At 46.4% G+C, this 20,280-nt stretch carries 22 protein-coding genes; 8 read left to right on the forward strand and 14 right to left on the reverse strand.

All coding sequences use genetic code 11. The features are described 5' to 3' along the window. The 12 genes from ABDW16_RS18430 to ABDW16_RS18485 are packed head-to-tail and all read right to left on the reverse strand — an operon-like array spanning position 1 to position 9,750. Positions 1 to 426, reverse strand: coding sequence for a GPW/gp25 family protein (locus ABDW16_RS18430; RefSeq protein ID WP_343671757.1), 426 nt, complete (start codon positions 424 to 426; stop codon positions 1 to 3). Between the two features lie 16 nt (positions 427 to 442). Then, complete coding sequence (locus tag ABDW16_RS18435) at positions 443 to 736, reverse strand: PAAR domain-containing protein (protein ID WP_343671758.1); 294 nt, start codon at positions 734 to 736, stop codon at positions 443 to 445. A gap of 1 nt (position 737) precedes the next feature. Next, positions 738 to 2,507 carry a type VI secretion system tip protein VgrG gene (vgrG, locus tag ABDW16_RS18440; RefSeq protein WP_343671759.1) on the reverse strand — a complete coding sequence of 590 codons (1,770 nt, stop codon included), beginning with the start codon at positions 2,505 to 2,507 and terminating at the stop codon, positions 738 to 740. After that, positions 2,507 to 3,202 carry a hypothetical protein gene (locus tag ABDW16_RS18445; RefSeq protein WP_343671761.1) on the reverse strand — a complete coding sequence of 232 codons (696 nt, stop codon included), beginning with the start codon at positions 3,200 to 3,202 and terminating at the stop codon, positions 2,507 to 2,509. Before ABDW16_RS18445 ends, vgrG begins: the two co-directional genes overlap by 1 nt. Then, complete coding sequence (locus ABDW16_RS18450; RefSeq protein WP_343671763.1) at positions 3,192 to 3,374, reverse strand: DUF5908 family protein; 183 nt, start codon at positions 3,372 to 3,374, stop codon at positions 3,192 to 3,194. The genes ABDW16_RS18445 and ABDW16_RS18450 overlap by 11 nt, the downstream gene beginning before the upstream one ends. Position 3,375: 1 nt before the next feature. Then, positions 3,376 to 3,840, reverse strand: coding sequence for a phage tail protein (locus ABDW16_RS18455; protein ID WP_343671764.1), 465 nt, complete (start codon positions 3,838 to 3,840; stop codon positions 3,376 to 3,378). 2 nt (positions 3,841 to 3,842) lie between these two features. After that, the gene (locus ABDW16_RS18460; RefSeq protein WP_343671765.1) at positions 3,843 to 4,313 is read right to left on the reverse strand and encodes a phage tail protein; all 471 of its coding nucleotides are present in this window, start codon (positions 4,311 to 4,313) and stop codon (positions 3,843 to 3,845) included. A gap of 34 nt (positions 4,314 to 4,347) precedes the next feature. Continuing rightward, positions 4,348 to 5,391: a hypothetical protein gene (locus ABDW16_RS18465; protein WP_343671767.1), complete on the reverse strand. Its 1,044-nt coding sequence runs from the start codon at positions 5,389 to 5,391 to the stop codon at positions 4,348 to 4,350. Positions 5,392 to 5,408: 17 nt separating this feature from the next. After that, positions 5,409 to 6,407 (reverse strand): hypothetical protein, encoded by a 999-nt coding sequence (locus ABDW16_RS18470; RefSeq protein ID WP_343671769.1) that lies wholly within the window; start codon positions 6,405 to 6,407, stop codon positions 5,409 to 5,411. Between the two features lie 25 nt (positions 6,408 to 6,432). Next, the gene (locus ABDW16_RS18475; protein WP_343671771.1) at positions 6,433 to 7,839 is read right to left on the reverse strand and encodes a phage tail sheath C-terminal domain-containing protein; all 1,407 of its coding nucleotides are present in this window, start codon (positions 7,837 to 7,839) and stop codon (positions 6,433 to 6,435) included. 35 nt (positions 7,840 to 7,874) lie between these two features. Continuing rightward, positions 7,875 to 9,152: a hypothetical protein gene (locus tag ABDW16_RS18480; RefSeq protein ID WP_343671773.1), complete on the reverse strand. Its 1,278-nt coding sequence runs from the start codon at positions 9,150 to 9,152 to the stop codon at positions 7,875 to 7,877. A gap of 7 nt (positions 9,153 to 9,159) precedes the next feature. Further along, on the reverse strand, positions 9,160 to 9,750 hold the full coding sequence (locus tag ABDW16_RS18485; protein WP_343671774.1) for a DUF4255 domain-containing protein: 591 nt from the start codon (positions 9,748 to 9,750) through the stop codon (positions 9,160 to 9,162). Between the two features lie 633 nt (positions 9,751 to 10,383). On the opposite strand from ABDW16_RS18485, the gene ABDW16_RS18490 reads away from it, so the two are divergent. From ABDW16_RS18490 to ABDW16_RS18525, 8 genes are all read left to right on the forward strand, one after another. Next, positions 10,384 to 11,376, forward strand: coding sequence for a sensor histidine kinase (locus tag ABDW16_RS18490; RefSeq protein ID WP_343671776.1), 993 nt, complete (start codon positions 10,384 to 10,386; stop codon positions 11,374 to 11,376). Further along, on the forward strand, positions 11,373 to 11,753 hold the full coding sequence (locus ABDW16_RS18495; RefSeq protein WP_343671777.1) for a response regulator: 381 nt from the start codon (positions 11,373 to 11,375) through the stop codon (positions 11,751 to 11,753). Before ABDW16_RS18490 ends, ABDW16_RS18495 begins: the two co-directional genes overlap by 4 nt. A gap of 7 nt (positions 11,754 to 11,760) precedes the next feature. Further along, complete coding sequence (locus ABDW16_RS18500; protein ID WP_343671778.1) at positions 11,761 to 12,069, forward strand: hypothetical protein; 309 nt, start codon at positions 11,761 to 11,763, stop codon at positions 12,067 to 12,069. Positions 12,070 to 12,125: 56 nt separating this feature from the next. Beyond that, positions 12,126 to 14,273 (forward strand): multicopper oxidase domain-containing protein, encoded by a 2,148-nt coding sequence (locus tag ABDW16_RS18505; RefSeq protein ID WP_343671779.1) that lies wholly within the window; start codon positions 12,126 to 12,128, stop codon positions 14,271 to 14,273. A 221-nt stretch (positions 14,274 to 14,494) separates the two neighbouring features. Then, entirely contained in the window at positions 14,495 to 16,906 is a 2,412-nt protein-coding gene (gene galA, locus ABDW16_RS18510) for a beta-galactosidase GalA (protein WP_343671780.1), read from the forward strand. 33 nt (positions 16,907 to 16,939) lie between these two features. Then, on the forward strand, positions 16,940 to 17,566 hold the full coding sequence (locus ABDW16_RS18515; protein WP_343671782.1) for a hypothetical protein: 627 nt from the start codon (positions 16,940 to 16,942) through the stop codon (positions 17,564 to 17,566). Between the two features lie 257 nt (positions 17,567 to 17,823). Further along, positions 17,824 to 18,357 (forward strand): YceI family protein, encoded by a 534-nt coding sequence (locus ABDW16_RS18520; protein WP_343671784.1) that lies wholly within the window; start codon positions 17,824 to 17,826, stop codon positions 18,355 to 18,357. A gap of 37 nt (positions 18,358 to 18,394) precedes the next feature. Next, positions 18,395 to 18,973 carry a hypothetical protein gene (locus ABDW16_RS18525; protein WP_343671785.1) on the forward strand — a complete coding sequence of 193 codons (579 nt, stop codon included), beginning with the start codon at positions 18,395 to 18,397 and terminating at the stop codon, positions 18,971 to 18,973. A 65-nt stretch (positions 18,974 to 19,038) separates the two neighbouring features. On the opposite strand, the gene ABDW16_RS18530 is transcribed toward ABDW16_RS18525, so the two are convergent. Both ABDW16_RS18530 and ABDW16_RS18535 read right to left on the reverse strand, forming a co-directional pair. Beyond that, entirely contained in the window at positions 19,039 to 19,971 is a 933-nt protein-coding gene (locus ABDW16_RS18530; protein ID WP_343671786.1) for a helix-turn-helix domain-containing protein, read from the reverse strand. An 88-nt stretch (positions 19,972 to 20,059) separates the two neighbouring features. Then, entirely contained in the window at positions 20,060 to 20,275 is a 216-nt protein-coding gene (locus tag ABDW16_RS18535) for a hypothetical protein (RefSeq protein WP_343671787.1), read from the reverse strand. Positions 20,276 to 20,280: the final 5 nt, after the last annotated feature.

Raw genomic sequence — 20,280 nt, forward strand, 5'->3', positions numbered from 1 at the left:
TTATACTGGCTTTAATGCCTCGTTCTTATAGTAATCGTACACATAGTTGAAACGGGAGTTGGTTCCAGGTACGGTGTATTCAATCGAAATAGTGAACCGGCCTTCTATCAGGTCAAAAGAGCTGTCTGCCGTCACGTCTATTTTCCCGGCAATGATGCGGGGTTCGTAGAGCAGGATGGCTGTCTGTACCCTGTCTTTGATATAGCCGATCATCGAGCTGCTCAGTGGTTCAAACAAATAGTCGTTGAGGTTACAGCCATACTTGGGTTGCATCACTCTTTCTCCCAGGCTGGTACTCAGCAGGATGTTGAGGCTTTCCTGAATATCCTCATAGTCGCTTACCAGTTCCACCGCACCTGTTTGCTGGTTGAAGGTGGGCGGGAACGACCATCCACGGCCAAGAAATGAGTTTACTATTGTGCTCATGTTTTCTTTTTTATAATTATCCTCCTATCATCACAGTAGGCAGACCCGCTACTATCACGCCCCCATGGGCTGTATTATCGCCCATACGGGCAGCAGGGCGGCCACCTATAAATACGGTAACCGAGCCTTTTACAATGGTATCAGGTGGCCCTGTACATACCAGTATATCGCCTACTACCGCAGCTGGCATACCCCCTATCAATACAGTAGGTACTCCCGGCCCTGTCACCGGACCACCTACATGTGGCACCGGACCCGGGTTTACCATCGGGCATGTATGCATATCTGCTATTCTTGCTGCTGGTGGCATATCAGTTTATTTTGACTAATGATCCTGTTATTTCAGTAATACCGGAGGATGCCAGTTTGGTGGTTGCTCCGGAGATCTGCGCATCTGCACTGGCCTGCATGGAGAGCGAGGCCGCTTTTATACTTAAAGAAGCGCCTGCTTCCAGGCTCAGGTTAGCGCCGGCTTTGAGCTTAATGTCAACCGGACTCTCCATGCTCACTCCGTTGGAATCCATTGTTACCTTATTGCTGTTCTGATCCGTGATGGTGATTTGCTGGCCTGCTTCATCCAGTACAATCTTATTGCCGGCTGGTGTATCGATGCTAATGGTTTTGGTATCATCGTTAAATGAGATGTGCATTTTACTACGGGTAGTAAATCCTTTTTCATTATTTGCATCCTGTGCTTTTATAGGTGCAGGTTTGAAACTGCTGTGCAGCATGCCCAGTACTACAGCATCGCGGGGATCATCGTTGATAAAACCTACAATCACTTCGTCACCTATTTCAGGACGAAAGAAAGCGCCTCTGTCTTTGCCGGCATCCAGGCTGGCAACACGTGTCCATATACCCTGTGCGTCATTGTCTATGACAGGTATGCGTACCAGGATGCGATCCTGGCCGTCAGGGTCATTTTCCAGCTGTACGACCACGCCGATCTGTAAACCGCTGATGCCGCCTGCCAGCCCGGCAGCCGGTGCATCGTTCATATCATTATGCAGGAAAGCATAAGGGGTAGGATCGAGGCCAAACTGGATATGTGTATCCCATATTCCTTTGCCCAGTTCCTGTCTTACAGCTGTTACAAATGCATTGCCCTTAAAGCGGTTGCCTACACCATCCAGTTTTACCATATCGCCGGGTTTGATAGTGGAAAACCCACTGAAGCGCGCCCGGCCCCTGATCTTGCTCATACGGCTTTTCAGCATGGTCCCATTCACCCAGTCCTGCAACTCCTGTTCCAGGCGGTGACCACTATGATGCAGTTCAAAAGGCAATTGCTTCATGGCGGCAGAAAGGTCTTGTCCGCTCAGGTTTCCATGTTCGGAAAAGGAAACATTGTCTGTATCTGCCTGAAACAATTGCTGGTTGCTGTAATCCCATGAGCGTGCAGCGACGTTTTTCCATTGCCTGCGGGCATCGATGTCTGCTTCAAATTCCAGTATAGAAGAGCCGTAACTTATCTGTAATACAGGGGCAGCACTGGTATCCGGTTTTTTAATGATCACCTTTCCATCATCTACATTTACCAGCATGCTATTGGCTTCTGCCCGCAGCAGCATAAAATCCCAGTCACTCAGATGGTGCTGAACCAGTTCTTTGTGTGTAAGGGTCGTAGCCTGCGTATCACTACTGAGACCGTATTTACCAATAAGGTCATCGTATACCTCGCTATCCTTCACCTGCTCAAAATAGCGGCTATGCCTGCCCAGTGTCATGCGCATGGCATCGTCCCTGCATTCTATGTGTAGTTCGCCATTACCATTTTCTTTGACCTTGATGGCATGGCGGGTAATGATACCTTTAAATACCTGTTGATTGTTGCCATCTCTTCCAATCCGGATCACAATACTTTTGCCTGGAATAAACAGGTCTTCGTCACTGAGTGCAAATGTTTTATCAGGTGCTTCCCCATCGCGCAGTATAATACGTGCCATGGGAATACGGTTAATTTCTTTGGTGACAGTAATGGAAAGGATCTGGTAGTCCGGCGGTATTGCCAGATCATTCACGAGTAGCGTAAATGTGGCTACATCATGCTGTGAGTCGTTTGGTATCAGTATTTCTTCCATTACTTTTCAGTTTGGTCAAAGGGTGGAAAATAAAGTTCGGTACCTGCTTTGACGCGCCGGATCGTGCTCAGGCCATTGACCTTGGCTACCTGCATCACATAAACGGGATCGTTATAGATGGTGTTGGTCAGGTTGTCCAGCCGGTCGCCCTGTACTACCTTCCTATAATGTGTCAGGTCTGGGGAGCTTTGCCTGTCCTGTGCCAGTCGTTCCTGTCTGGCTACGTAGTTCAGGAAGGTGGCATTCAGCTTTACGCGTAGTGGATTACCTTCCGGTGTAAAGAGGGTATGATTGATATCGAGATTGGAGAGTACACAGCGAAACCTGATCTCTGAACCCCAGATGATAAGCAGGAAACGCGGGCGGTGAATGTTACCATCCATATTGTACACACAGTTCAGAAATGACTGTAGCTGGTCATGTACCGGCACGGTTTTCAGGGCATCGAGGTAACCTTCCATAGTACCTGTGCCATCGAGAATAAATTCAAGCCGTAGCTCTTCAGGTGCGGTCGATTTGAAGCGTACATCCGTACCATTGTTGCCATGTCCTCTTCTTTCGTCCAGGTCTACTTTGTAGTTCTTGGTGAACGACTCCGGGTTTACAGGCACAGTAAATACCGTCTCTGCACCCGTAAAGTCGCGGTTGGGGAAAGAGTGGATCTTCAGCTTTACCAGGTGATTATTATCGCTCATTTCTATCTTTTATAGCATCCATGATCTTGTCCAGGGTATCTTTTATCATTTCTTCGCCCGGCGATACACTGTTGTTATCACCACTGCCCGATTTGCCGGCATTGCCTCCGCCGCCAGCGGCATCGTCGGTTACGGTGGCTTTGATTACCAGTTCTCTGATCTCTATAGGCATGTTATTCGAAGATTAATCGGTTATAGTTGAGTTCCAGTGTCTCTATCAACACCTCTCCCCGTTCTGCATTCAGCTCGCCTATCTTCCAGCTGCGGGGCCATACATTGCTGAGTTTCCACAACATGAGTGTTTCATGATCTTCATTCAGCAGCGATACCTGAAGCAGCTGAATAGGGTTTACCTGCTCATGATCAAAGGCGTCCTTCAGCCATTGCGTCAGCATCGCGCTTTGCGAGGGGGATAACAGCCCCCTCTTCAATACGAGGGGGCCGTACTTTCTTCTCACCGGAATTACGTGCTCAAAACGGTTTTCACCGCCTTCCTTTATCGTCTCCGTATCCAGCGTGGCATCGAGTCCGCTCACCGACTGAAAGCGTACATCAATGTTCTCCTTGTCGGTAACGAACTCCACCCGAAAGTGGAAGTTCACGGTCTGATAAAAGGAATTTGCTACATTTTCTGCCATGATTAGTTGTTAGCTTCCATGATTTCAAGTCCCTCATGTACCAGTTCCATTGTCTCGATGGCCACTTCATTGGCATCGGCTTTCAGGTCGGTAGACTGCACTTTGGAAGGCCATGCATTGAGCAGTTTCCAGGTGATGATGGCTTCATGGTTTTCGTTAAGCAGTTTGATGGTAACAGTTCTGCGGTATTTGGAACCCGTTTTGTTACCTTCCTGGAAGTAATAGGTCTTGGACCATTCATTATAGAAGTCAAAGTCCCCTTCAAAGGTGCCCCGCTTCAGCGTTACGTTGCTGAACTTGCGCAGACCTGCCTGTTTGGATTTATTGTATTTCTTGCTGTTGCCTTCGCGGTATTCTATCACTTCGGTTTCGAAATCAAGACCGCTTACTTCAGTAAAGCCCATCCTGAAATCTGTGCCCCATTCCACCTGAAAATGGAATTTAGGAATTGGGTAATCGCCTTTAGCTGCCATATGCATTTATATTTTTGAGCGTGATAAAATTTGATTAATTACACCTTGATTTTGGATCCACTACTGCAATCGCGTTGGTGAGACTACTCTTGCAGGCGTCCAGTGCTTCCTTGTCTTTATTGGCTTCTTTCAGCTTTTTAGACAGGGTCACCAGGGACTTGTCGTCTTTATCGAAAAGGGCTTGTACAGTCGTGCGGTAACTATCCGCACAGATGGGGAAGGAGAGGATGGGGGTCAGTTCGCAGGTATCGCTACCATTGTCAGGGCCACAATCGTCGTCGGATGAAGGGCCGTTGTTCTTCTTTGCGGGGGTAGCTGAAGGAGTCGGACCCTCGCCAGGACAACCAGTGGCGCAACCCAATACATTGTACCAGGTGGTAATGATGGTTTTTAAACCATAGTAGTTTTTACCGTCATTCGGTGCTTTGAATGGTTGGTAATTATTATCACATGGTTTGAAGTCGCAGGTGCAGTCCTTGCTGGTGATGGCGTCGATGATAAGGTTGGCGAGTCTTACAGCTTCGACTGCCTGTGCAATCAGGGCGTCGCGGGTAGCGATGATGGCATTCAGTTTGGTGCCATAGTCATCGAGTGCTTTCAGGATACCTTTTCCTTTTTCGAGGGCAGGATCATCATTCTTCTGGATGCAGATCTGCAGGTCATCGTATCTTTTCTTGATATAATCTACCTGGCTGTAGAAATCCCTGATCATGCAGAAGAGGGTTTCAATCGCTTTGCAGGCTTTGCTGGCATTGTACCAGATCTTGTCTGCCTGGGTAGCGATGATTTCCAGCTGGTGGCAGATGTTGCGCGCCAGGGTCTCTGCTTTATCCAGTTCATCGAGCCATACTTTATAGCGGCTGCGCCTGTCTGAAATAAAAGCAATTTTATTCTGGAGCTGTGTGGTCTTTTCTGTGACGGTCGCAGAGCGTTGCGTTACGTCTTTCAGCTGGTCCTGCCAGGTATCGTAGCAACAGTCAGTGCAGCCGCCATCACTGGTGGGAGTGGTGTTGCAGCAATCGGCAATCTTTGCGTCCCAGCCAGCTGCCAATGCATCGTAATTATAGGTAGTAGACATTTGCGGGGTTTTAGAATTTAACAATTAGCTTCTTCTTCCTGTTGCACAGGTTTACAGCAGAAGGCATCTTTTACTTCATCACAGATGTTGCAGATGACATCACTGCATCCTTTCAAACGCGGTGAATAGTTGCTTTCGCCTACCTGTACACAGTCGCATGGAGGGCAGCACAGATGCCTTGCCGCATCGTAATAACCTTCCAGTACGCTGCGTTGATAATGGCGATCGGTCACAGCCCTGGTCACTTCCTGTACCTGTTTGATTACATCATCCTGCAGTTTGTCCAGGTCTGTCTTACGTGTTTTCATCACAGCGCTGATGTGTGCTTCAAACAGTTTAGACTGGTCTGACAAGGTTTTTTCCAGTGGCTCTAATGTTTCGAGATTAGAGAAAAGCTGGATGCCTGCTACATCAGCAGCGCTCTGAAAGATGGTATCAATATCGGCAGCCAGTGCCTTCGGCATATTCACAAGATCATTCAGGATCTCTTCTGATTGTGCGCAGGCAGCAATCACCTGTTTGCCACCTTCTCCGCAGTTGCAGTTTTCACGGCTTTTGCCGGTGAGCGCTTTGTACTGGGAGCAGTTGCAGCTGTCGTTGATGGCGCTGTCCAGTTTGCCGGCAGCATCTTTCAGATCAGCGAATTTTGTTTTTACTTCTTTTGCTTTCTTCGCAATGTCTTTCAGGGCAGCACCCAAAGCGGTATTCCACTTTTTGTAGGTGTCCATGTTAGATTTCAGTGTTTCGTTGGTAATGAGCAGCTCAGTGGCAGTGGTCATTTCCAGGTTGCGATAGCGGCGGTAGTTGTCTTCTGTTTTTACGAAGAGACATTTCTTATCATTCAGCAGTTCGCTGGCGCCGTCATATCTTTTTTCGGCCTTACCCAGCAAGGCAGCAGTATCGTAAAGATTGCTGCACACAATACTCCGTTGGGTATTGATGCTCTTCTGGGTGGCGTTATCCTTGTCCTTACATTTATCTGTATTGGGGGATTGTTGTTTTTGCGGTATGTCCATAACAAATCGTTTGAAAGGTTAAATTTTACGCTTCCGTCAGCATTTTATGCATGAACCGGAGTATGATAAACTCGGCAGGTCTTACTACCGCCAATCCTATTTCCACGATCATACGGCCTTCCCAGATGTCCTGTTCAGTCATGGTTTCGCCGAGACCAATCCTTACATAAAAGGCTTCGCGGGTGGTGGTACCCATCAGTGCACCGGCCTTCCATTGCTGGGTGAGGTAGTTCTCGATCATAGACCTTACCCTGATCCAGGTGTTACGGTCATTTGGCTCAAACACGAATTGCTGGGCGGCATTCTTGGTCGATTCTTCCACCATGTTGAAGAACCTTCTCACAGGAATGTAGCGCCATTCGTTGTCGTTGCCGGCCAGGGTACGTGCACCCCATATGATGGCAGGGCCTCTGCCCGGGAAGGAACGGATCACGTTGATAGACTTACCGGCAGTAGTATCCACATTCAGGCTTTCCTGCTCTTCCTGTGTAATGAGCAGCTCTGGTGCTACAGCATACTCGATGTTCACATTGGCAGGTGCTTTCCACACCCCACGATTGTTATCGACAGTGGCATATACCCCCACTATAGCTGAGGAGGCAGGCAGCAGCATCTGGATATCGTTGATAGCGCCGCGGGCCATATTGTAGTAAGCGTTGTTATTGGATTTGAGTTCGGTGAGGGTAGCGCCGATGTCGCCAGCGCCCTTGCTGATGATCTTTACATCGCCTTCGTTATAAGAGAAATCTGTTCTCGTATAGATGCGGGGAAAATAGACAGCAGCATACTTCAGGTCATCTGTAGTACCTGAGAGTGTATTGCGGAGGAACTCCACATCCAGGCGCCAGTTGCCGGCGTTTGCAGGATCAGAATATACATCCAGTACAGTAAAGCGATCTTTCAGTTTTACGCACTGTGCAATAGCGAGAGAATACAGTGCATAATAGTTACCTGCACTGGCCAGGTTGATGGCGTCAGGGAACAGGAGCAAAGTTACTTCGTCTATCTTTTCCACTTCTGCAAGACCCGCCTGCAGGTCAGCATCGAGTATCACATCCCCATCGGAATAGCCGCCTACAGAAGTAATATAACAAGGTCCGCCGCCATTGATAAAAAACATTTGCAGGGAATAATACATCAGGTATTTGGAACGGAGTTCTGCATTGATGGCCCCCTGAATGTCTACTTTGCCCTGTGTGGTATCGACGGTGACTTCAATACCTGCGTCAGGTCTGGCGCCGCCGAAATACAATTCGTATTCCAGCATGGATTCAATGCGCCATGGTTTGTTCGTGAGGTCGCCGGCCACTTTCCACTGGGCCTTTTCCGTATAGCCGATAAAGGCAGGAATAGCTGTTTCTACGGAAGCGATGGAAGGGGGCAATTTGGGAATCTCTTCTATGTAGACGCCCGGGGTTTTATATTCTGCCATATGTTCTTGTTTATAAAATTTTAAGGATTAAATGTTTATGGTGCTACCGGAAAGAGTTTTGAAGCAGGTAACATAATTTCGGTGAATAGCTGTTTATTTTCACTACGGAGCATTGCATAGTCTTCCGGGTTAGGCAGGAAGAAAAATGAATTGTCCGGTTTCTGAAAATAAGTGGATTGATAAGTGGAATTCCTGGGGCTTTTGCTAATGAGTAATCCGTTCTGGTAATTCAATAATTCGTCGGGGTAATTGGTCTGATCAAATGGTAACCTGTTTGCATGCACATATCGCCAGTAGGTAAGTCTGCTGGGTATCCTCAGCTCGAATATGGGGGGATCGTTGATATTGCCCACTGGCGGTTTGCGGGTAAAGAGATACCCCTGGTCATCCAGCAGGTTAAATGCAGCATTGGTCACCCGCGGTTTGAATTGCAGGGTGGCCCAGCTGCCCGTATTGGAAAAGATCACGGGATGTAGCCAGGCAAACCCGTTGTCACCAGCTACTTCAAGCGAATATTTAATATAGTTAACCAGGGAGAGGTTACGGTAGTCGAGCGCTACTTTTTGTAAGCCACCGGCATTTTGCGCTACAATGGTATTGACTACATTGCCTCCACTATCTTTCAGTGTAAAGGTGGCCTGTGTCACATTAGCACCGGCGGGAAATGTAAAGTTAAATTTCAGTGGCAACAAACAACGATCGCCCTCATTCACGTAGTCATTGCCATGCAGCGGCAACCACTTTTCTACATTATTATCAATATAATATGCCTTCACGCTGTTGGGGGCAATCGTTGCAAGTTCTCCCTGTTCATATGTATAGCCGGCAGTATAGTCTGCAATACGGCTGCTGAGCGCAGGGTAGTTAAGCGCACTGAGCACACTGTCATTACTGAAGTAATATGTGGCTGGCACGGGATTAGTAATGCGGGTGTTACTAATGGTATGAAAGACAGGATTCTTCACCCTGATGAGAAGCGTAATCGGTAAATCCGCTGGCAGCGGTATTTTGGGCGTATACACCCGTGTACCGTCAGGCAGAAAAGAAGCCGTGACTTCAATACCTACTTTGCAACCGGAGTAGGAGGTGAGCAGGCGCAGATGATGATCTTTAAATAGTTGATGCAGTTCCGGCGGCACATCAAAGCTGATGTCGTTATTGATAGATACGGCATCTTTATCCAGCCTGTCGGTAAGGAACAGCAGGCGGTCTGCCTGGTTGTCCAGGGCAAAGATCGAATCACCTTTTGGATTGGTGAGATAGAATTCATGCAGCACCTTTACCTCAAACAATATCTTATATATAGTTTGCATGGTTGGATCACCTGTTTATGGGGGCGTTATTATTTTCTATTTCTTCAATGAGTGGAACTTCCCGCAGCCTGTTGTTCGACGTGAGTGCAATGAGCCGGAGTTTATACATGGCAAAAGGCATTTGTCTGCCACCCAGAGATCCCCACAGGTGGTTGATCTGCTCGAAGGTCATGGTATAAAGCTCCAGGGTAAACTTCATATCCAGTACATCTTCGCCGGGAGGCAGACTGCCCGTATCAGAAGCATAGTGAAAAGAACTCTTTCCTTGTATGAACTGGATCACATAGCTCAATCGCTTCAGGGCATCTATGTACTTGCTGCCACCGTAGTTACATACAAACAGTACATACAGGTTCAGGAACACAGGTGGATTCTGGTATACAGCGCTGCTATAACCTTTTTTCAGGGGGGTATTATTCTTCAGTGTACTTTCTTCCTCAAGGTTGACAAGGGTCAGTACAATGTTGTCCGGCAGTTGTGTACCGGCAGCTGTTTCAAACAGGCCAATGTTGTCAATGACAACGGTTGCTGCAGCATCAGTAATGCTCAGGTATGATTCCAGCTCTTCTTTTAACAACAATAGTGCACGATCAATCATTGCTAATTGATTAAATTAACTACATGGAATTACCAAACACTATATCATGCAGGATGATATGCGTAAAGTATAGTAATAGACGTGTGATTCCCTCTCAGGTAGGGAACTCTCTGTTCACAGACGCGCTACAGTTCGATAAAAAATCAGTGATGCTTCATTACTGAAGTTGAGTTTTGGGGTAAATAAATCAAATGAAATTTCCAGGTTCTTCCAAATAATGAATGTTGTGATCCACTTACCTTTAGGTTTATCAATATGCTATCTATCGTATTTGGGGCAAAAAGGTAAATGATGTCGTGAAATTAAAACTAAATCTTGAAATTCGAACAAATCCTTTGCTATAATTTTTTTACCATGTTCGATTAGTTTCCATGCAAGTTACAATTGGTATACGAAAATATAGCCAGTATTTCTCCGGAACCTTGTGCGTAGAAATACGGAAAATCAGACTTTATACCTACAAAAAATGCCGGTTTACCTCATTCCTCATCAGGGAGTCTGTAAAATTGCCAAATTGCAGGGTATCCTTAACTGCCTTCCGGGGGGAAGGTATGACCGGGAAGGATTGATTAAAAAGTATCAGCATTCATGTCCGGGGACCGCAGGTATATATGGTATCACATATTGGGGAGTATGGCGTTTTTGTTCGTACCCCTGTTGCTATCTCCCAGGCCACCTGAGGAAACGGGATACTTTTCCCGCCCGGATGTCAGGGACCTGGTTGGCAATGCCCTCATGTTGCTGGTCTTTTATCTCAATTATTACTGGCTGATCCCGGTCATGTATTTTAAGCGGAAGTATGCCTTATATTTGTCCTGTATCGTGCTGGCATTCATGATGATATGTGTGCTGCCTTCCCTGCTTACAGGGTATATACCCTGGCAGCCAGCGCCTGTACCACCATCGATGCCGGATGCACATGGGATGGGACCTATGCCGAACGGGGGGAGTTTTCCTGAGCAGATCAGGCATCATATATTTCTCTTTGCCATCGTCATACTTACATCAGTATTACTGCGTATCAGGAGCCGCTGGTTTCAGGCGGAGACAGCCCGGTACAACGATGAGCTGACACATCTGAAAGGACAAATCAGCCCGCACTTTTTATTCAATACCCTGAATAGTATTTATTCACTGGTATTGAGCAAAGACGATACCGCACCGGACGCCATCATAGAGTTGTCAGAACTGATGCGCTACGTGCTCAGAGATGCAAACCAACACAAGGTGCCACTGGAACGGGAAATCAAGTATATCACCAGTTATATCGCCCTGCAGCAGGCCAGATTGGGAAATACAGCACCCATTCACAGCCAGGTGCAGGTAGGAGCAAATGATCTGCAGATAGCACCACTGATCCTGATTTCCTTTATAGAAAATGCATTTAAGCATGGCGTAAATCCGGATGCACCATCAGAAATACTAATCAATATACAGTTGACAGGACAACAACTCGCCCTGCACGTGGCCAATAAAAAAGTGAGCAAAAGACAGGTAGACGGAGAGGGGATCGGAATGGAGAATACTATCAAACGGTTACAGTTACTTTATCCCTCACAACATCAGTTAAACATAGCAGAGAGCGAAGACGATTTTTCAGTGCAACTATCAATGGACCTGGCATGATGAAAGCAATAGCGATAGACGATGAACCACCTGCACTGCAGGTTATCGAAACATATTGTAGTAAAACAGATCTGATCAGCCTGGAACAAGTGTTTACCAGCACGGCAGCAGCATTGAAATATCTGGAAGAGCACGTGATAGACGTATTGTTCATTGATATCAGAATGCCAAACGTATCAGGATTGGACTTTTATAAATCATTACCCCGCAAAATGGTAGTTGTGTTTACAACTGCTTACAGCGAATATGCGATCGAAGGATTCAATGCCCGGGCAGCCGATTTTCTCTTAAAACCATTTCAGTATGACCGTTTCCTGCAGGCAGTGGACAAGGCAGCCATGCAGGTAGCTATTTTGCAGCAAACAGGGATACTTTAGTTTTTTTATGGACAGTAACTTGACGAAGGAATTATTTTTCCTTCTGCCGGTTGTAGCCATCGCCGTGTCGATGGCGTTAGTTAGAAAAAGAAAAAAAGGGGGGCCTTTTATAGTTGCGGACACCCCGGCATCCACGCCGAAAGTGATACAAAAGAGTATTGTCTCGACCGGGATCATACTGGAATACAAGCATCACCGCCGTGTGGCACCGGAACAGCCTCTGGCCAGCCAGCACTTCAAGGTGGACGAGATGTATAAGCATGACATTGAACAATGGGAATCTCACTTTATCAGGATACCCTTTAGTAAGAACTAATAATTTTATACAACTCCCCCGAAATTCTATACCTTTTCCTGATTTACCTTTATCAGGTGAGGAAACTATTATTTATACTTTTACTGTCGCTGTTTTACACAGCTACCTTTGCACAGCGAACTGTGCGATATGACCTGTATATTGCCCATGGCGGCATGCACCATGCAATGACCATTAATGGTGGTAGTCCCGGCCCCGTACTGGAATTCACAGAAGGCGATACCGCCCTCATTTACGTGCATAACCAGATGGGAATGGAAACTTCTATTCACTGGCATGGTATTCTCCTGCCAAACAGGTACGACGGAGTTTCTTACCTTACTACAGCCCCCATAAAAGCAGGGGAGACCCACGAATATAAATTTCCAATCATCCAAAATGGTACTTACTGGTATCATTCGCATACCATGTTCCAGGAGCAGAGTGGACTATATGGGGCTATTGTCATTCATAAGAAGAATGAAAAGCCACAAAAAGAATATACCATGGTGTTGAGCGACTATACCTACATGAACCCACATACGGTGAACAGGTATCTGCATAATGCGTCAGACTGGTTTGCTGTTAAGAAGAATAGTGTACAGAGTTATGGAGAGGCCATCAAAGCAGGTAAATTTGGTACCAAAGTGACGAACGAATGGAAGCGGATGCTGGCAATGGATGTAAGTGATGTGTATTACGACCATTTCATGACGAATGGAAAACTCACAGACACGCTGCCCCAATACAAAGCTGGAGATAAGGTCAGATTACGTGTAGTAAACGGAAGTTCTTCTACATACTTCTGGCTCACTTATTCAGGTGGGAAAATTACAGTAGTTGCAAATGATGGAAAAGATGTGGAACCGGTGGTGGTAGATAGGTTAATTATAGGTGTGGCTGAAACATACGATGTAGTCGTTACCATTCCCGAAGATATGCAATACGAGTTCCTGGCTACTTCAGAAGATAGAACAAATAGTACGGCTGTCCTGCTGGGAAGTGGTATGGCGATGCCGGCAGATCGTTTACCACGACTGAGATATTTTGAAGGAATGAAGATGATGAATGGTATGATGAAGATGAATGGAGATATGGATGATATGGGGATGGATATGTCGTTGCAGCAGATGGATATGAATACAGTGATGTATCCTGAACTGGATAGAAAAAAGCCCTCGGAAAATATGGAACATATGCATATGGGTAATAGTGACGACCTTGTCACACTCAATTACAGCATGCTCCGCTCTACTGAAAAAACAACCCTGCCCGCCGGTCCTGTAAAAGAACTCCACTTCGACCTTACCGGCAATATGAACCGGTACGTATGGACCATCAACAACAAAACCGTTTCCGAATCAGATAAAATTCTTATCAAAAAAGGAGAAAATGTCCGCATCATTCTATACAACAATACCATGATGCGTCATCCCATGCACCTACATGGTCATTTCTTTCGTGTGCTGAATGGGCAGGGCGATTATGCACCACTCAAGCATACCCTGGATATCCTGCCAATGGAAAAGGATACCATTGAATTTGCAGCTACAGAAAGCGGGGACTGGTTCTTCCATTGCCATATTTTATACCACATGATGAGTGGCATGGGACGGGTATTCAGTTATGAAAATTCTCCCGCCAATCCTGAACTTCCGGAACCTGAAAAGGCATTCAGGAAAATAAAAGCTGATGACAGGCAAATTCACACCATGGCAGAAATAGGGCTGGAGAGCAATGGGAGTGATGGTACCTTACAATTTGCCAATACCCGCTACCGGTTGCAAACAGAATGGAGGGTAGGGCTGAATGCAGAAAACGGGTATGAAACAGAAAGCCATTTAGGAAGATATATTGGTCGTATGCAATGGTTATTCCCATATATAGGATGGGACTTTCGCTACCGTCGTGAAAAACAACCTGAAAAGAACTTGTTCGGCCAGATCAATACCCGCAATAAACGGGGAGTACTGCATGCCGGTCTGGAATATACCTTACCCATGCTACTAGTAGCAGATGCCTCCATCGACACAGACGGCAAACTAAGATTACAACTCAGCCGCGAAGACATCCCGCTTACCCGCCGCTTACGATTCCAGTTCATGGCAAATACTGATCGTGAATATATGGCCGGCTTCCGGTACATCTGGACGAATTATCTTTCTTTATCTACACATTATGATAGTGATATGGGTTTTGGCGCAGGTATTACGCTTCGATATTAACAAAATATAGTCATATTTTAACTGGCTTAGTGGCCTGCGGCAGGCAGGCCACTAAGCCTCACAGTCCACTCTTTTCCTCCTCACAGGCGTCAGCCTGAAATAAAAACCTCTTCCATGCTGCCGCAGGCCACACAGCCTTCAAATACCTGATAAAAACTGTCTTTTTTACAATTATTAATTCCTATATTGCTACCTCTACCCACGCAAGGAAAATCAACATCATGACTAAAAAAGATTTGCTGCTTTTATTCACAGCATTAACCATCGGCATCACCGCCGCCGCGCAGTCACCACTACGCAGACACATTAACTTCGACTCAAACTGGAAATTCTCCCTCGGCCATGCAGGCAACGCCGAAAGAGATTTCAACTATGGCGTGGAAACTTCCTTCTCAAAATCGGGATATGCAAGCAACACCTGCATCGAACTCAAATTCAACGACAACAGCTGGCAGGATGTCCAACTCCCACACGACTGGGCAGTAACCCTTCCATTCCAATATTCAAAAAAAGGTGACCTCGAAGGCCACGGCTACAAACCAATAGGCGGCCTTTTCCCTGAAAACAGCATCGGCTGGTACCGCAAAACTTTCAACGTAGCCCGGGCCGATTCCGGCAACCGCTTCGTCATCCAGCTCGATGGCGTGTACCGCGACAGCAAGGTATGGGTAAACGGTTACTACCTGGGCGGTAACTTCAGCGGTTACACCGGCGCCTCCTACGACATCACCGATGTATTACAATTTGACAAACCCAATATACTCGTAGTCCGTGCCGACGCTACTCAAAACGAAGGCTGGTTCTATGAAGGCGCAGGCATCTACCGCCATGTATGGCTCAATGTTTTCAATAACCTCCACATCGCTGCTGACGGTGGCGTATTCGTTCACACCACACAAAAAGGAAACGATGCCCTGGTCACCATCGAAACAACTGTAAAGAATGAAAACATTGCCCCTGCCAATGCCACTGTCTACACTGTGGTCACCAACCGGGAAGGCAAAACACTGGCACAAAGCAAACCACAACCACTGGCCCTCGCTGTCAATGAAAGCAAAAAGCTCTCTCAGGCTTTAACGATCACACAACCACAGCTCTGGTCACTGGAAAATCCTTACCTCTATCGTGCAGTCGCTATCGTGCAATCAAATGGTAAAACCATCGATAGTGTGAAAGTGCGTTTTGGTGTCCGCACCATCGTGATGGACAAGGACAAAGGTTTTTTCCTCAATGGTAAAAATATCAAAGTACAGGGCGTATGCTGTCACCAGGACCATGCCGGTGTAGGCGTTGCTTTGCCTGACTACCTGCAATACTACCGGATCGCCCTGCTGAAAGAAATGGGTACCAACGCTTATCGCACCAGCCACAATCCGCCCACACCTGAGTTACTGGATGCCTGCGACAGCCTTGGCATGATCGTGATGGACGAAACAAGATTGCTGAACAGCGGCCCCGAATACGAAGGGCAACTACGTAGCCTGATCCTCAGAGACAGAAACCATCCCAGCATCTTCATCTGGTCTATCGGCAACGAAGAATTCCATACCCAATATACTGACATCGGCAAGCGCATTGCGCAGCATAACCTGTTCGTACAGCAGGAGCTGGATCCTTCCCGCACCAGCACTTACGCTGCCAACATGCCGAATGTATTCCATGGCGTGAACGAAGTAATTCCCGTACGCGGTTTCAACTATAACCTTGGTGGTGTAGATGGCTATCACAAAGATCACCCTGAACAACCAGTGATTGGTACCGAAGTGGCAAGCACCGTAACCACCCGCGGTATTTACATAAAAGATACCGTAAACGGCTACGTACCCGATTATGACAGTACATATCCATCCTGGGCATCTACTGCCGAAATCTGGTGGAAACTGGCTGCAGCACGCCCCTGGTTTATGGGTGGCTTTGCCTGGACTGGTTTTGACTATCGTGGGGAACCTACACCTTACAGCTGGCCAAATATCAACTCTCACTTTGGCATCATGGACATGTGCGGCTTCCCTAAAAATGTATATTACTATTATCAGTCCTGGTGGACGGACAAAGATGTGCTGAACATCGCCCCACACTGGAACTGGCCCGGCAAAGAAGGGCAGCCCGTGCTGGTATGGATCAATACCAATGCAGAAAATGTAGAATTGTTCCTCAATGGCAGGAGCCTTGGAAAAAAAGATATGCCGGTAAATGGACACCTCCGCTGGAGTGTGAACTATGAACCCGGTACCCTCGAAGCGGTAGCTTATAAGAAAGGAAAAAAGATCACCAGCAAGGTAGAAACCACCGGTGCTCCTAAGCGGATTGTATTAACCCCCTCAAAGACAACTTTGCAGGCAGATGGCGAAGACGCTGTCGTAGTCAACGTGAGTGCAGTGGATGATAAGGGCAGAACAGTGCCCGTAGCCGGCGATATGATCCACTTCTCACTGGATGGCCAGGCAGACATCATTGGTGTCGGCAATGGTGATCCCAGCAGCCATGAACCTGATCAATGCATACCAGGTGCATGGCAGCGCAGCCTCTTCAACGGGCATGCCCAGTTGATCATCAAAGCAGGAAACAAACCCGGAGCAGTGGTACTAAAAGCTACAGGAAATGGATTGGAGTCAGCTACCGTTACATTTTAATCTGTAATTTTTAAAACCCTCAAATCTAACACAATGGAAAGAAAACCCCGGTTGCTCGTAGCAATCAGCCTTGTTATGCTCCTAATGGCTGCCTGTAAGAAAACAGAAGACCTGCCCGATCTCAAATCAGATAACGTTGCCAGTACCAGTAGCGCAGCTGCTGTCACAGGCAACGTGACTTATACCCTGGTCAGGTCCAGCAACCCTACGTCTACAGAACAGGCCGCGTACACCCTCATCACTGCTGCTATGGATAGCGCCGTATGGTATATGAATCATTATACCACCTATACCAAAACAATTACTGTCACCTATGTGCCTTCTGTATCCACTGCCGATGGCAATATCAATGGCAGTATCCGTTTTGGTTCCAACACCTATTATATGAACCTGGCCACCGCCCTGCACGAAATAGCACATACCGTAGGCGTAGGCACTACAAGTGTATGGTGGAATACCCTGATTGTAAGCGGAACTTATACCGGCGCTAATGCTACGCAAACACTGCGTACGCTCACCGGCAATTCAACTGCTGTATTGTATGGAGATAGTCAGCACTTCTGGCCATTTGGTCTTAATTACCCTACAGAAGTGACTTCTGTGTATGATTACATTTATCATTGCCAGATCCTCGAAGCGATGCAGCTGGATGGCTTGTAATAAAAAAAAGCCATGACGCAGAGGCGAAACGGCTATTACTTAAACCTACAACTTGTTAAAACTGCAATTTTCATTGCGATGCAAAGGTAGAAGGTAATGGCTCTCTGAATGATACCAATAAATCGGAATACATGACCAATTTTTCCTGCCTCGCCGGCGACAGGGAAAATTGGTCTTTTTTTGTGCCTTTTTGGAATTGATGCGACGTGCCGGACGTCCTACTTTTGTGTGGAATTAATGACAAATCGCGCAAGTTTATGAATCAACAGAAATGGATCATTGACCCTGATCACTCCGGTGTTCAGTTTAAAATCAAACACCTTGTTATCTCGAATGTAACCGGTGCATTCAACAACTTCAATGGTGGTGCCTCCTTCTCTAACCCACACCACATCGACGATGCAGAAGTACATTTCTCCCTGGATGTACACAGTATAGATACCAACCAGGAACAAAGAGATACACACTTAAAGTCCGCCGATTTCTTTGATGCGGAACACTTTCCACAAATTACATTTCAATCAGCTTACTTCAGGAAAATGAAGGGCAATAAATATAGCCTGGCAGGTACCCTGACCATGAAAGGTGTGAGCCGCCCGGTAGAACTGGAAGCAGAATATGGTGGTGTGGCCGTGGATACCTATGGCAAAAAGAAAATAGGTTTTGAAGTGAAGGGCAACATCAGCAGATGGGAGTTCGGACTGACATATAATGCTGTACTGGAAGGTGGTGGATTACTGCTGGGCGAGGACGTACAGCTGGAAGCGAATATACAGTTGATACAAGATTGATACAATATATATTAGACAAAGATTAAAACGAAAGACGATGAAAAAGAAAGTAATGAAAGGACTTGTTACATTAGGTTTATTTTTAGCAGTAGCAGCAGGTGTAAAGGCACAAAGCAAGGATGATAAGGTAACAACAGACAGACCCGCATTTCTCTTAAGCGTAGGCCCCGAAGCCGGTATTCCCTTAGGTAATCTCAAAGATCATTACAACTGGACCCTGGGTGGTTCCGTACAGGCAGATTATGCATTGGTAAAACGTACATTGTACGTGAACCTGAATGCAGGATACACCAACATATTTGCCGACAATACACCCGGCCTGGATGATCTGCAGTTAATTCCGGTAAAATTAGGTTTGAAGTATTATCCGTTCAGCAATAACAATGTATACGTACAGGGGCAGGCGGGCGTGAGCTTCATTACCAATAGCACCGGGTTGTACAACGATAAGTCAGCAGCTTTCGTATACACACCAGCGATAGGTTACCTCATTCCATTGGGCAAAGGCAATTACCTGGATGCAGCTGTGAAGTTTGATGGCAACTCTAAGTTTGTCGATGGTGGCTCATCCAACAATGTAATAGGTATCAGAGTAGCATACGCATTTAAGCTTTAGTTTGTAATAGGGTTTATGGTTAAGTGAAAATAGTCGTCCGCAGCATGTCGGACGACTATTTCGTTTTATGACGTAGTCACTTTTTTATAAGCAGAAGGGTTCTCGTCTGCAAACTTCTTAAAGAACCGGCTGAAGTGAGAACTGGTATCAAAATTCAACTGGTCCGAAATTTCCTTTACACTTAATGAAGAAGTCGTGAGCAATAGCCTGGCTTCCAGGAATACTCTCGAGTGAATAATATGCAATGCATTTTTCCCCGTTTCCTGTTTCACCACCTCACTCAGATGCTTGGCAGAAACATGTAGCAGGTCTGCATATTCCTGCACTGTTCTCTTCGTAAGAAAATGTTCTTCCACAAGATCCCTGAAGTTCATGAAAAGCGTATACTGCCTGGTCAGCTGGTAGTGCGTGCGGCTATCCGTACATTTCTCAAAAGTCCTGTTTACTTCATAAAGTAATTCCACCAGTTGTAACCGGATAATCTGCAGAAAGAATGGGTTTTCTTCCTTGTACTCCCGGTCTATCTTCTCATAGAGTGATTTTATCTTTTGAAAATTGCTGTCAGAAAGGCTGTAGATAGGAGGGCATTCCGGGTGCAGGTCCATCAAAGGGTCAAGTACGCTTTGCTTGATAAACATATCGGCAATAAACTCTTTTTTAAACATGACCATGTAGAGCAACAGGTCCTCAGATGCATTGTCGAAAGAATTAATATAGCGTGGCGAGACAATATGCAAAGACTGCGGGGTCACCTGGAAGGTGAAAGGGCCGACCGTCTTTGTGCAATGGCCCCTGATACAAAGAATCAGGGCGTAATGGTCTGTTTTAATGGGGGCTCCGTTTTTAACACTGCCTTCGTTGCTCAGTATGGCGAAGTTATCGGGGTGCAGGAGCTCGTCATATTTATCCATTCCAAAACTTTGCGCGACCTTTTTGTCCAGAGACAGATAATATTTTATGGTGGATGGTATATCCAGTATTGGCGTCTGCGTGTTCATAAAGGGGGTAAAATTACGGGAATATTTCCCTATAAAGTAAAACGCTTTTGCCGAAGGCAAAAGCGTTTTACTTTATAGCAGAGTTCGATTATTGAGATAGTTTTTCCTTCAGCAGTACCAGCCTGTCATAAAATCCTTCAAAAACTGGTACACCCTGTCGCAACTTTGCAATCTGCAGATGGCTGTGTACAAAAGCCTTCACATCGGTAATAACGGTACTATGATGTAACTCTATAGAATCGGGTAAGGTCGCTGTTTTAAAGAATTCTTCCAGCTCCTGGATCTCTTTGTCGGCATATTTCATGTCAC

It is taken from the genome of Chitinophaga sp., from assembly GCF_039596135.1.
GTDB lineage: Bacteria > Bacteroidota > Bacteroidia > Chitinophagales > Chitinophagaceae > Chitinophaga.

What these genes read in the sequence shown, in the direction of transcription:
- ABDW16_RS18470 (WP_343671769.1), bottom strand. Translation starts at nt 6,407, where the DNA reads ATGGACATACCGCAAAAACAACAATCCCCCAATACAGATAAATGTAAG.
- ABDW16_RS18445 (WP_343671761.1), bottom strand. Translation starts at nt 3,202, where the DNA reads ATGAGCGATAATAATCACCTGGTAAAGCTGAAGATCCACTCTTTCCCC.
- ABDW16_RS18495 (WP_343671777.1), top strand. Translation starts at nt 11,373, where the DNA reads ATGATGAAAGCAATAGCGATAGACGATGAACCACCTGCACTGCAGGTT.
- ABDW16_RS18485 (WP_343671774.1), bottom strand. Translation starts at nt 9,750, where the DNA reads ATGATTGATCGTGCACTATTGTTGTTAAAAGAAGAGCTGGAATCATAC.
- ABDW16_RS18460 (WP_343671765.1), bottom strand. Translation starts at nt 4,313, where the DNA reads ATGGCAGCTAAAGGCGATTACCCAATTCCTAAATTCCATTTTCAGGTG.
- vgrG (WP_343671759.1), bottom strand. Translation starts at nt 2,507, where the DNA reads ATGGAAGAAATACTGATACCAAACGACTCACAGCATGATGTAGCCACA.
- ABDW16_RS18480 (WP_343671773.1), bottom strand. Translation starts at nt 9,152, where the DNA reads ATGCAAACTATATATAAGATATTGTTTGAGGTAAAGGTGCTGCATGAA.
- ABDW16_RS18450 (WP_343671763.1), bottom strand. Translation starts at nt 3,374, where the DNA reads ATGCCTATAGAGATCAGAGAACTGGTAATCAAAGCCACCGTAACCGAC.
- ABDW16_RS18520 (WP_343671784.1), top strand. Translation starts at nt 17,824, where the DNA reads ATGAATCAACAGAAATGGATCATTGACCCTGATCACTCCGGTGTTCAG.
- ABDW16_RS18490 (WP_343671776.1), top strand. Translation starts at nt 10,384, where the DNA reads ATGGCGTTTTTGTTCGTACCCCTGTTGCTATCTCCCAGGCCACCTGAG.
- ABDW16_RS18435 (WP_343671758.1), bottom strand. Translation starts at nt 736, where the DNA reads ATGCCACCAGCAGCAAGAATAGCAGATATGCATACATGCCCGATGGTA.
- ABDW16_RS18465 (WP_343671767.1), bottom strand. Translation starts at nt 5,391, where the DNA reads ATGTCTACTACCTATAATTACGATGCATTGGCAGCTGGCTGGGACGCA.
- ABDW16_RS18455 (WP_343671764.1), bottom strand. Translation starts at nt 3,840, where the DNA reads ATGGCAGAAAATGTAGCAAATTCCTTTTATCAGACCGTGAACTTCCAC.
- ABDW16_RS18525 (WP_343671785.1), top strand. Translation starts at nt 18,395, where the DNA reads ATGAAAAAGAAAGTAATGAAAGGACTTGTTACATTAGGTTTATTTTTA.
- ABDW16_RS18500 (WP_343671778.1), top strand. Translation starts at nt 11,761, where the DNA reads ATGGACAGTAACTTGACGAAGGAATTATTTTTCCTTCTGCCGGTTGTA.
- ABDW16_RS18430 (WP_343671757.1), bottom strand. Translation starts at nt 426, where the DNA reads ATGAGCACAATAGTAAACTCATTTCTTGGCCGTGGATGGTCGTTCCCG.
- ABDW16_RS18530 (WP_343671786.1), bottom strand. Translation starts at nt 19,971, where the DNA reads ATGAACACGCAGACGCCAATACTGGATATACCATCCACCATAAAATAT.
- galA (WP_343671780.1), top strand. Translation starts at nt 14,495, where the DNA reads ATGACTAAAAAAGATTTGCTGCTTTTATTCACAGCATTAACCATCGGC.
- ABDW16_RS18515 (WP_343671782.1), top strand. Translation starts at nt 16,940, where the DNA reads ATGGAAAGAAAACCCCGGTTGCTCGTAGCAATCAGCCTTGTTATGCTC.
- ABDW16_RS18535 (WP_343671787.1), bottom strand. Translation starts at nt 20,275, where the DNA reads ATGAAATATGCCGACAAAGAGATCCAGGAGCTGGAAGAATTCTTTAAA.
- ABDW16_RS18475 (WP_343671771.1), bottom strand. Translation starts at nt 7,839, where the DNA reads ATGGCAGAATATAAAACCCCGGGCGTCTACATAGAAGAGATTCCCAAA.